An 11,910-nucleotide genomic window follows, 5' to 3' on the forward strand; every position below is an offset into this window, starting at 1 on the left:
ATTCACGAAACTGTTTCTTATTTTTGCATCCACAAACCAAATAATCCTGATTGTCAATTATGGAGCCATATCAATTTGAAGTTTGTGCCAACTCCGTAGAGAGTTGCCTTGCCGCACAGGCAGGGGGAGCAAACCGGGTGGAGCTATGTGCCGGAATACCGGAAGGAGGTACTACCCCATCTTACGGAGATATCGTCATTGCCCGGGAAGCCTTAACAAAGACTCTTTTGCACGTCATCATCCGTCCCCGTGGCGGAGATTTTCTGTACTCCCCCATCGAGCAACGCATTATGCTGAAGGATATCGACAACGCCCGTCAATTGGGAGCAGACGGAGTTGTATTCGGTTGTCTTACCGCTAAAGGAGATGTAGACCTGTCCTTAATGAGGCAGCTGATCGAAGTATCACAAGGCATGTCCGTTACGTTCCATCGTGCTTTCGACGTATGCCGCAATCCGCAGGAAGCGCTGGAGCAAATCATAGAGTTAGGTTGTAACCGTATTCTTACTTCCGGTGCACAGGCCACGGCCGAACAGGGCATCCCTTTATTAAAGAAATTGCAGCAGCAGGCAGACGGGCGTATTATCCTACTGGCAGGTTGCGGAGTAAATGAAAATAATATCGCTCACATCGCCACGGAAACCGGTATCCGGGAGTTCCACTTCTCAGCAAGAGAGACTATCGAAAGCAAGATGCTGCATAGGAACGGAACTGTTTCGATGGGGGGTACTGTGAACATAGAAGAATATCAACGCCCTATCACTACTGTAGAACGTGTGAAAGAAACGATAAAGGCATTGACCGGTCTGAAACAGGAAGAGGCTTATAAATAAGCCTCTCCCACTCTACTGTTTCTTTTCTTATAGTCCTTTCTTCATTCTCATCATAGTCCTTTCACCGTTTTCATCAACTGCTCACCTAAGCCAATGGTATAACCTTGTGAAACAAACACCACACGGTTGAAGGTATCGGCAATGATAAATATGGGCAATGTATCTTTGTGTTTCAGCTTCATATTCTTCACAATCTGCTGGACAATGTCTTCTGTGTCGATTCCATAAATCACAGTATCGGGTAAACCGGGAAAGTCAGCAGCACGATATTTGCCGACTTGTTCCTGATTCGGGAAGAGTAATACAAGCTTTCTGCCCCATTTCTCCAAGTCGGTTTTCAAAGCAGAGATATCCCGTAAGGCATGGTTTGTAGGCTCCTGGTTCACTCCAAGAATACCGACAACGAAATATCCACGGCCACAGGCTTGAAGCAGGCTTTGCTTATTACCACCTTCCAATGTTGTGAACAAGCTCTCCGAATTGAAGTTTCCGATAACCTGTACTTCATCTTTGTTTTCACGCATCACCAGTTTCGTTTCTGTACGTCCGCCTGCTTTCACATTCAATGATGTCATTTGCGCCAATACACCACCACTTGCCAGGCGGGTACCGGTTACCAGAATATAATCTCCGGCATCCAGAGACGTTCCCTCCTTCAGCAAACTGCTCCATGTAACGCCGCCACCCATGTCTGTGTCACCCTCATCATAAGACAGTAACTGCAAATTACCCTGCGGAGTTACTTTGGAAATAGTGAAATGAGAATAATATTTCGGATTATCCAATGACTGAATCGGTGTATATTTAGCTGCAAGCCTGCCCCTCTGCGCAGATGCCTGTCCGGCTGCTTCGAAGTTCACATCTATGGCTCCATCGTCAGTTATCAGTTGTACTTTACCCGTCACCTCATCAATGCGTGCAGGCACTCCCATGCTGCGTGCCATGGACACGAAGAAGATATCACGACTGTGGGCATCGGCCAAACGTGCTTTCCACACACCTTCGGGAGATACAGGAGGTGCCCCCAGATTACATTCCTTGTTCACCTGGATGTTCTTTGCCACCCATGCAACCATCTTCATAGGCTCTGCCACATAAGCCTCAACATCTTCTTTCGAGATCACCTTGCCAAAGAAAGTCTTATACGGAGTCAACATTTCATTGCTTACGCGCGGGTTGCGTACATATTTACGGAAATATCCGGTATTCGACGTGCGTACACGAGACTGCATGTGATCTATCAACACATCCAACCGGACATCACGAAGGTCTTTTGCCGAAATCTGCTGCAAAAGGTCTATTCCTCCTTTCCTGGAGTTCTCAGAACGCAGACGAGTCATGAACTCATAAATTACTCTGTAGTTCCCACGGGCGGCAATAAGAATCTTAGCTACTGCATCCCGATCTAATTTATAATCTCTCGCAAAGTTGCGTGCCGCCTCTTCCGAAATGAATTTACCGACATAGGCATTACGGATAGAATCTTCTATCGCCAGTCTACGGTCATTTTCCGCCCGCTGTTCCGGCGTCACGTCGGGTAAGTTGGCACTTTCTGCGGGAGGCACGATGTCAATATCTACTGTGAAGCTGTCACCCGCTTTCTTATCAAGGGTTACAGTCAGTTCCGGTTGCTTGCCAAAAGAAAGTTTGGCAAAACCGAAACGACCATCTTTGGAGGCCCAGACAAGCATATCCCCTTTTCCGGCAGTCAGTCCGCACACACCACCATCGTCGGTATGTTTCGTTGCTACGGTATAGAATTCCGCATAATTGTAGAGTTTGAACTCCACACAGGCGTCAGGAACCGGATTTCCCGCTTCATCTTTCACCATAACCTTGGCTTGCGCTGTAGGCGCATAATTATCAATCACATTGATTTCCGTATACGTGGGGTTAACGGACATTACTTCTTCTTTTCCTTCATAACGTCCGAAAACCTTTGTATGCATCAACATTCCGCGACTGGCAGGGGCATTGAACCAACCAAGATCCAGTACCGGTTCCGGTTCGCAGGCACCCAAGAAATGCCATTTACCATCTGCCCAGGCTTCCACCCATGCATGGTTATCGTCCGTATGTGCCCATCGTGGTGTATAAACCTGCCGTGCCGGAATACCTACCGAGCGAAGTGCCGCCACCAGCAAGGTAGATTCTTCGCCACAACGCCCGTAAGCAGTACTCACTGTTGCCAGCGGTGAACTGGTACGGGCATCGGAAGGCATATAGACGGCTTTCTCATGACACCAATGATTCACTTCCAGGATGGCATCGTATAAAGAAAGGGACTTCACACGATTTTTCAACTCCTTATAGAACACTACCCGCGCACTATCCAGTTGTTCGTTGTTCACCCGCACCGGAAGTACAAAGTGTCGGAACAAATCTTCGGGAATGGTCTTTCCCCAAGGCATTTCCTCTGTGGCACGCTGGGATGCGCGGATATTCATTAAGTGAAATTCACCGGGATAATCAGTAATATCCGCCAGTGGCATATAGGCATAAAGGAATTCCAAGGCTTCCTGCTCATAAGTGCTCAGCGAAGCATCATCCAGTATCGTAAATAGTTCTCCCTGCGGCATCAGAGCCTTCTTTTGCTGAAAGTCCTGCTCTACGCGCGAACGATACGAGGCATCGGTCATGAAATGGGATTCTCCACAGGCAGCAAGCAGACAAAGTAGCCAGCATATTCCGAAAAGTTGTGTAGCTCGTCTCATAATACTTACATTAATTAAGGTGTGAGCTACAAAGTTAAAGAATTATCTGAAGTTTATTTCAGATGTACTACTAAAGTTGTATCCTCAGAGAAAGTAATACTGCATTTTTCGTAGGAAGGGGGGCCCATAACACCTTCAGCATCATTGCTGAAACCAAACTTCTCCACAGGAATACCGAAAGCACCGGTATCCAATTTACCATTTCCATTCTCATCCTGATACATGGAGAAGGCATAAGTTCCTGCCGGGAGTCCTTTACAGGGGATAGACACAACTTTATCCTTCACCTCTACTGCAAAACCAGTAAGCGGCTTCTTCATGAATGTCTCCTGAGAGTTGTAGATGGCGACATAGAGTTTACCAGTCACATTTTCAATACCACGTACTTCCAGAGTAAGATTTTGTGCAGACAGACTTTGAGTTGCAAAAGTCAAAACACATACGAAACTAATAATCATTGCTTTCATTTGAATTGTTTTTAAAGAGTTTATAAATAGATACGCGGACAACACGGATTAGGCGGACGAACGCGGACCTTTCTTTTTAATTAAATTAGAAATTAGAAACATCATAAGCCGCCTTCTTCCCAAGTGTGATAAACACCCCGATATAGAAGAAATGATCGTTTGAAGCCAGAATAGCTTTATTATTCACCCGCCCAAACTCATTTTTCCGACAAAGGATATTGGTAGCAGAAGCATGAATAATCACCTTCTTACTGGGCAGGAATGTCAGTCCGAGATCAAGACTGTTATAAGGCTTTACATGATCATTCATCAAACCCGGCAAATCCGGATTATGATAAGGACGCCCACTGCTGAAACGGTTCGTCAAACCGACTATCGTGCCGATTCGCGGAATGGAATACTTCAGCACTAGGGATGCATTGTGTTGAGTGGCATATTGCGGAGTAGTCAGTTCCGTATATTCCTGAAACTTCCGCTTGGCAATATTATATGTATAGGAAAGTTGGTATTCCAGATTCTTCAGCAGGACACGGTCATTAAAGAATAAGTCGAAACCTTTACTGTAGCCATAACCACCGGAAGTCAGTACTTCCGCTGCATCTACCGTTCCCTTTTCAACCAATGCCAGACGGTCATATTTCTTATAATAAAGTTCAGCTTTGTAGAAACGCCCATCACCCTCATACTGTGCACCCACATTATACTGAATGCATGATTCCGATTTCAACTTGTTCTCCTGAGCCAGCAATCTGCTAACCGGCAACTGTGTATATCGTCCCGCCGTAGCAGAGAGTACTACATCTCCCAAATAGTAATTAACAGCCAGACGGGGTGAGAAATTCACCTTTTCATTCAATGAAGTATATTCTGTGCGGACAGAAAGTTCCGCCTTTAGTTGCTCCACCGGATAGTAAGTCGCCGAAAGAAAGCCTGCACTGATCGTCGGATTGATTTCATGATGGCTATCTATTCCCTCCGCCTCTTTCATCTGGTATTGATAACGATTCTCATACCGGCGGATAAAACTCTCCACTCCCATATCCAGACGAAAAGCCGGAGAAATACGCTTGAACACTTTTGCCTTTGCATGAAGTTCCTGTTGTTGTTCCATCCAATGATCTGTCGAAAGTGATACATTACCTATCTTCTGTTCAAAGAAAGAGAATGCTACACCTGCAAACCAGTTCCATCCACCGGAAGTACGCTTACGGAAAGTTGTATTGAGATAGAAATTATTCTCATTCAAATCGAACAGTCTACGTTCAGCACCTTCATAATTGGAAAAATCAGTATGATCATAGCCGCCATAAATCTTGAAAAGCGTAGCATCATCGGGATGATAGCGAAATTGTGCCGATCCGGTCATCATCCGGTAGGGATCTTCAAAATCCGTACGTCCTGAATAGATATGATCATAGACACATAAGTCCTGATAATCCAGGTTCACCGAAAGCGAACCTTTATCGAAAGCCCGTGTACCTCCTCCACCGAAGCCTACCGTAGAGGCATTGATACCTAACTTATTGATAGGGCTCTTATCCTTTGTCTCCAACGGTAACACAGCCGAGAGTGCATCCCCGTATTCCAACGGAGCCCCGCCCGATTCCAGATTGACACCACTGAACATAAAAGTGGAATAACGTCCGCGTGCCGGTGAGTTTATACCTGTAGCCGTATAAGGATTCAAGACGTGCATTCCGTCAATGTATGTCTGTGTTTCATCACTACTTCCGCCGCGCACCAACAGACGGCCACTTTCTCCTTGTACCTGCGTGCCCGGCAGTGTCTGCAATGCCTGATACAAATCACCGTTTGCACCTCCCACAGTCACCAGTTCCACTGGACTCATATCACTCCAACGACTGTTGGCAACAGGCGTTCTTTTACCTTTCACTACCACTTCGTTCAAATCTACACTGTCATTGTATAGTTGCAAGAAAATGGTATCCGTCACAGCTGTCTGCGCCTCCAAGTGCTGCACCGTCAGCAATACACTTACACTAAAAAGTAGAATCAATCTTTTCATTTAATCTATGTTCTTTACGATTTCCGTCAGCAAACATAGACTATGATTTTCAGGCAAAAAAATATCCGGGACAGACTGCCCGGATATGTGACAAACAGCACTCCTCCTGTGACGAATGGCTGTATTTTTCTTTATTCTGTGACGAATGACTACCCTTCCGCACCTCCTTCTATCAGCGTTTTTATCTCTTTTGCATAGCCTCTGGAAACCGGAACTTCTTCCGTACATCCTTCCAGTCTCAAACGGTATCCTTGTGAGTTTCCATCTACTTTTACCACAGTGCGTATGTTCACCAGAAAGGCCCGGTGACAACGGACAATGAACGAACAGGCAGCAACCGCTTCTTCTGCCTGCTTCATAGTAGCCCGCACTAACTTTTGCTGCATCTTATCCGCACTACTGTAAGCTACTCTTATATAATTCCCTTCTGCTTCTACATAAAATAAGGTATGGGCATCCACTTCCAGCATTTCTTTCGTTCCGCCGGAGAAAACCAACTGCATAGGAGTTTCTTCTTCTTCTGCTACTGCTGCTACTTCTTCTACTGCCCTACCTTCTCCTATCTGTTCCTCATTCCTTGTCCGAATCTTCTCCTTCTGGGTATTCTCTCTTTTCGCAAGAGCGTAGTTAATCTCCGTTGCCTCCTTCAGATTACGTACCAGCTGCAAATTACGATTCCACATCAAAAAGAAGACAATAGGGAAAGGAGCAAGAACCGCCACCCAAGCCAAACTTATCAGAAATCCTTTCCAGCTCAGTATGAATGAACCAAATACCCAAGCCGTATAGAAACAGTTACCTATCGCAATCAGCAAACAAGCTCCTAACGTTCCTAACAATTCGCGGCCTAATGTCCAGTTCTTCTCACTATGATAACGGGGAAACAAAGCAGGAAACAAATACGTGGAGATACTCAGTGCCAATGAAGAAACCACTCCATAACCTAACACTACCCAGAATTTATAGCCTCCCATCATAGAAATGCCAAAAGGCTGCAACACAAAAAGGATCAGAAACACTATAAGTGAAGGTATTATCACGCTTTTCCATCTCTTCACCAATGATGGATAAGGGCTTCGTAAAAGTGTCAACAGTTTATTTATCATTATGACTTCCTGTTTGTAAGGGTTGATTATGTGTAAGATGCTACAAAGGTATACAAATTATTAATAGATCGTACATAGGTCATTTATCCCATTTTTAGTCACACTTTTGTAATATGCATATAGCAAAACCGGGCGTTTCTAAAGAAAAACGAGAGAAAGTGCATTATTTTATGTTTTAAAACATGTTTATCGTGAACAATTCGTATCTTTGCAGCGTTAATAAGATAAAAGAAAAGATGTAAAACCCGCTTTCCGAAACGCGGAAAGCACAAAAAGATGACAATTATGAAAAAGAATGCAAATGAAATTTTTATGTTACAGTACCGTATTAAACGCTATCAAGCAATGGGAAACGGAACTATGTGCCAGGCTTTGAATGGCAAACTTCAAAAACTGCTCGCAAAGCAGGCTACCATGTAAAATAACACCTTTAAATAAAATGAATGAGGGCGGAAAACCGAAAAGTTTTTCGCCCTCTTCTTTTATCAGTCGCTTATGATGTCTTTTCCAAAAGGCGTCAAAGCTAATCCTGCCAGTTTGAAATGCTGTAGCCCGAAGGGGATGCCAATAATGGTGATACCCAGCACCACACCGAATGCCAGATGAGAAAGGCAAATCCAGATACCTCCCCAAAATATCCACAACACATTCATCAGTATATACAGGCAACCAGCCGAACGTTCGCCACTCCGCACCGTTTTACCGAAAGGCCATAATGCAAGTGAAGCCATTTTCAGAGTTTGCATACCGAACGGAATACCGATAATGGTAATCATCATCAATAAACTGGCAACAAGGTATTCTATAGCGGTAAAAATACCTCCGAACACCAGCCATAATAAATTCATAAAACATCCCATAATTTTGCGTTTCTTGTATTCTAATACGCAAATATAGTTTTTTTATTTAATAACAAACTTATACTTACCTGTTAATCGCGCATCTTTATCTTTCAAGGCAATACGGTAAATCTCCGTTCCCCAAACATTGGAAAGACGTGTATCAGGCAAATTGATTGTTTCAACGGTTGCTGTGAACTCACCGGGATATTCCAAAGTTACTTTCTGTCCCTGTACGTCTATCGTCACCTTTCCGGGCACGGAAATATCCACCTTTCCCCAAGTGAGGAAGTTCACCTGATTAGGTTCTTTCGCTGATTTCAGGGAGAAATTATCGATAATCGTCAGTTGCTTATCGCCTAATGAATAGGCACGTGTCCAGTTATTTACCTCGGCTTCTTTCGGATAAGCAGTCGCAATGTTCGCTGAGAAGAAACGTTTCTTCGGTTGGCAGACAACATCCGTAGCCTTATAATTCTGACCGAAACTCTGGGGTACTCCGTTAATCATCGGCAAGTTATGGTAATTACTTTGCATGGTCCAGATGGTATAACGTTCACTACTGAACGTCTGACGTGTATAAGTTCCTACCCCCGCATCAATCAGCACAGGTATCGTATTGACATACAATGAAAATGTGCCTACATCATTATGATTATGACTTTCATTATTGAATCCGCCTTTCGTAGCCAGGAACCAACCGGACTTATTGGTCAGATAGCAGAATTCCGTTTCAGGATACCAGGTACAAGCCGGTATGGTATGGGCAGCGGCCGTCTTTTCCAGTTCTCCATTCCATAATATGGACTGCAAGGAGCGGAAAGTATCATTACCCAAAGGCACAGAAGGACGTTTACCATCCAGTAGATAGGCTGCAAACTGCATCATTTCCTCACTGCCAACTGCACGACCATAACGGTAAATCAACGGTGCATCACCTCCACCCTTGGCAGAAGCATCCGCAAAGTTCACTACCCAACCGTTTCCTACATACGTACGACTGATATATTCTCCCATCCGGCGAATCATCGGTTCCTTGAAAAGAGATACTTTCCCATCTGTTCCATCCGAAAGTATCTGGAGATAATCATACATTTTCCCGGCTGCATGTCCCCAATAAGAAGGACCTTCTTCACAAGCACCATCAGCCTTTACAAAATTGATGAACTTGTCTACCGACTGCATGCTGCGCCAAACAGCCTTTGCCAGACGATCACGGTCATTCTCTAATAAAAGATAGCATTGCAATACATTGGAGTTACACCAGGGATTCCAATTATTGATAATCATTCCCGGTTTCCATTGGAAAGCCATCCACCATTCCCGGTCATTGTTCATATAAGGATCGAGAATACGCTCCTGCAAAGTATGACGCAAGCGCTGAGAGATTACAGGATCTATTTTATCGAAAGAATCATGGAAGAAGTAATATACCCACGATAGCATGGAACCGAAGTTTCCCGAACCCAGATCAATCACCTGTTCGCGATAATCGGGCAAAGAGCGTTTGGTGCTCTGGCGTACCAGATGGGCAGAAAGTACCCAGGAAGTCATCTCGCAACTATAAAATGCTCCATTTATCAGTTGGTCGATAAACCGTCCTTTTCCTTCGGCAAGTTCGGCAAGCGTCAGGACGTTGATTGCTTTCCGGTTGGCCTCATAGGGATTTTGCATAATGTTCCGTTCGCCGCTACGTTCATATTCCAGATAATCGGTGGCGCGGATTACTTTCCATTCGTAATTAAGCATTTTCTCTCCGGCACGAATCAGATTTTCTTTATTGGTACCCAGCAATTCGTCCCAACCGGCACGGTCGGTATAAGCAGGATAAGGTACCCATTTCTGATTCATCACCAATACCTCCTTCAGCAGTTCTTCACTACCGGCAGCTTTTTGCAAAAGATTTCGTTCTGTATATGCATGTGCGGAAATACCTGCCATGAAAAGCAGGCAGAAGGAAATAATAATACGATAAAATGTGTTTCTCTTCATGATATTAAAAAGTTAGATTTCTTTTTTGTGATGAGGCAAAGATACGTAAGTTACGGTAAAACGGAGGTATTCAATTATCCGTAGTTGGGTACAAAATCATCCATAAAAGAAACTATAAACGAACAAGCCCGCAAATAGCCACCTACTTCCAATCACTAAATTCAAAGCTCAACTGTTCCCAAACGCCTTTTTCCCTGGTATCTTCCTGTGGATTGGAAACGGAAAGCCCTATCAACCGGATGGGATGATGTTCATAATCCACCTCCTTCAGCAGTTGTTTAGCCAAAGGCAGGATCACATCAAGAGTAATTAGTTCTTTGGATTGAGTTATGCTCCGGGTTATCTGACTAAAATCATGGAATTTGATTTTCAACGTCAGTGTATTTCCCTTGAAATCATTATGTTCCAGACGTCCTACCAGTTCCACTGCCGCATGATACAGTTCGATAATAACCGATGAGCGTTGCGAAATATCCTTCTCCAAGGTATGTTCGCACCCAATGGACTTACGGATACGTACCGCCTCTACCGGACGAAGATCGATTCCCCGGGCACAATCATAATACAATGCTCCTACCTTCCCGAACTCACGCAGCAGCATAGCCTGCGAACATGCACGCAACTGTTCGCCGTTATGAATACCCAATGAGTGCATTTTCTTTGCCGTCACCGGGCCTACCCCCCAGAAACTCTCGATAGGCAGACGCGCAATAAAATCCATCGCCTGATCGGGATGGATGGTACACAGCCCGTCCGGCTTACGATAATCGGACGCTATCTTCGCTAAAAACTTATTGTAGGATATACCGGCAGATGCCACCAAGTTCAGTTCATTCCGTATTTTCTGCTTGATTTCCTTGGCAATATCTACAGCCAACAAAATACCGGGCTTATTCTCTGTCACATCCAGAAAAGCCTCATCCAGTGACAGTGGCTCAATGATATCTGTATATTCGTGGAAAATTTCATGGATTTGCCGGGAGATTTCATGATACACTTCCATCCGTCCGTGAACAAAGATAAGTTGTGGGCACATCCGTTTTGCTTTCGTCGACGCCATGGCCGAACGTACTCCATAGCGACGTGCCTCATAACTGGCAGCCGACACTACTCCCCGTTCTTCCGCATACCCCACTGCAATAGGTTTTCCGCGCAACTCGGGATTGTCACGTTGCTCTACGGATGCGTAAAACGCATCCATATCTATATGTATGATTTTTCGTTCAGTGCCTTCGCAACACATCATGCATGATCACCTTTCCATTTTACTATTCATTTCCTCACATAGTGGGACATCTCTCCGGGTATCTCCATCGAAATCTCTACCAGACCTCCCACCACACCATCTTGTTTCCATGCCGTCTGATAAATCATCTTCCTGATTCCGTTCTTCTCAATGGTATAAGCATTGACACCTCCCGTTTCAAGCAGTTCACGTATCTTGTCCTGCGATTGCGGGTTATGACAATCAAATAGATTCTTACCTATCAGATTGCCATGTTTGGCAAACGTGCGACATGCTTTCTCATTCATATAGAGAATGACTCCCTCTGTATCACATACGGTTACGGCACAGTTCATTTCATTAGCCCATTCGTACATAGTTATTGCTTTTAAGTTACGGCTCATACCTTTTACTTTTATGATCCAAAGATAACGTTTTTCCCAATGCCACTCCTACTGCCTATAACAAAATTATATATTCACGCTATTTTGTACATACATATCTCCCATTCAAACCATTAACAAAAAACATCCAAACACTTAACAGAAAACTTTCTTATTACTTACTGAAAAAATTGTAAGTGTTAGGAATAAACTTTATCTTCGCACTTGGAACATTTGTTCCAAGCTTTGGAACTGACATCCGCAAAATAAGGACACACATCCGCAGCCTTGAAACAAACTTTGGCAAACAATATCCCAATAACTT

General features: G+C 44.3%; 10 protein-coding genes. 2 read left to right on the forward strand and 8 right to left on the reverse strand.

What is annotated here, in order from left to right; translation table 11 throughout:
* Positions 1 to 59 precede the first annotated feature (59 nt).
* On the forward strand, positions 60 to 833 hold the full coding sequence (locus BACINT_RS19070; RefSeq protein ID WP_007666136.1) for a copper homeostasis protein CutC: 774 nt from the start codon (positions 60 to 62) through the stop codon (positions 831 to 833).
* 50 nt (positions 834 to 883) lie between these two features.
* On the opposite strand, the gene BACINT_RS19075 is transcribed toward BACINT_RS19070, so the two are convergent.
* From BACINT_RS19075 to BACINT_RS19090, 4 genes are all read right to left on the reverse strand, one after another.
* On the reverse strand, positions 884 to 3,547 hold the full coding sequence (locus BACINT_RS19075) for a transglutaminase-like domain-containing protein (RefSeq protein ID WP_021967591.1): 2,664 nt from the start codon (positions 3,545 to 3,547) through the stop codon (positions 884 to 886).
* A gap of 53 nt (positions 3,548 to 3,600) precedes the next feature.
* The gene (locus BACINT_RS19080; RefSeq protein WP_007666141.1) at positions 3,601 to 4,014 is read right to left on the reverse strand and encodes a DUF2141 domain-containing protein; all 414 of its coding nucleotides are present in this window, start codon (positions 4,012 to 4,014) and stop codon (positions 3,601 to 3,603) included.
* Between the two features lie 85 nt (positions 4,015 to 4,099).
* Positions 4,100 to 6,040, reverse strand: coding sequence for a TonB-dependent receptor plug domain-containing protein (locus BACINT_RS19085; RefSeq protein ID WP_007666143.1), 1,941 nt, complete (start codon positions 6,038 to 6,040; stop codon positions 4,100 to 4,102).
* 149 nt (positions 6,041 to 6,189) lie between these two features.
* Positions 6,190 to 7,146 carry a LytTR family DNA-binding domain-containing protein gene (locus BACINT_RS19090; protein ID WP_007666144.1) on the reverse strand — a complete coding sequence of 319 codons (957 nt, stop codon included), beginning with the start codon at positions 7,144 to 7,146 and terminating at the stop codon, positions 6,190 to 6,192.
* 285 nt (positions 7,147 to 7,431) lie between these two features.
* Between BACINT_RS19090 and BACINT_RS24740 the strand changes: the two genes are divergently transcribed.
* A complete protein-coding gene (locus BACINT_RS24740; protein ID WP_007215668.1) occupies positions 7,432 to 7,566 on the forward strand; it encodes a hypothetical protein in 135 nt (44 codons plus the stop codon).
* A 65-nt stretch (positions 7,567 to 7,631) separates the two neighbouring features.
* On the opposite strand, the gene BACINT_RS19095 is transcribed toward BACINT_RS24740, so the two are convergent.
* From BACINT_RS19095 to BACINT_RS19110, 4 genes are all read right to left on the reverse strand, one after another.
* Entirely contained in the window at positions 7,632 to 8,006 is a 375-nt protein-coding gene (locus tag BACINT_RS19095; protein WP_021967593.1) for a YccF domain-containing protein, read from the reverse strand.
* Positions 8,007 to 8,048: 42 nt separating this feature from the next.
* Positions 8,049 to 9,926: a heparinase II/III family protein gene (locus BACINT_RS19100; RefSeq protein ID WP_007666151.1), complete on the reverse strand. Its 1,878-nt coding sequence runs from the start codon at positions 9,924 to 9,926 to the stop codon at positions 8,049 to 8,051.
* A gap of 193 nt (positions 9,927 to 10,119) precedes the next feature.
* Positions 10,120 to 11,223: a DNA polymerase IV gene (gene dinB, locus BACINT_RS19105; protein ID WP_007666153.1), complete on the reverse strand. Its 1,104-nt coding sequence runs from the start codon at positions 11,221 to 11,223 to the stop codon at positions 10,120 to 10,122.
* A 26-nt stretch (positions 11,224 to 11,249) separates the two neighbouring features.
* On the reverse strand, positions 11,250 to 11,579 hold the full coding sequence (locus tag BACINT_RS19110) for a PAS domain-containing protein (protein WP_044155371.1): 330 nt from the start codon (positions 11,577 to 11,579) through the stop codon (positions 11,250 to 11,252).
* Between the last annotated feature and the right edge of the window lie 331 nt (positions 11,580 to 11,910).

The organism is Bacteroides intestinalis DSM 17393 (genome assembly GCF_000172175.1).
GTDB classification, from domain to species: domain Bacteria; phylum Bacteroidota; class Bacteroidia; order Bacteroidales; family Bacteroidaceae; genus Bacteroides; species Bacteroides intestinalis.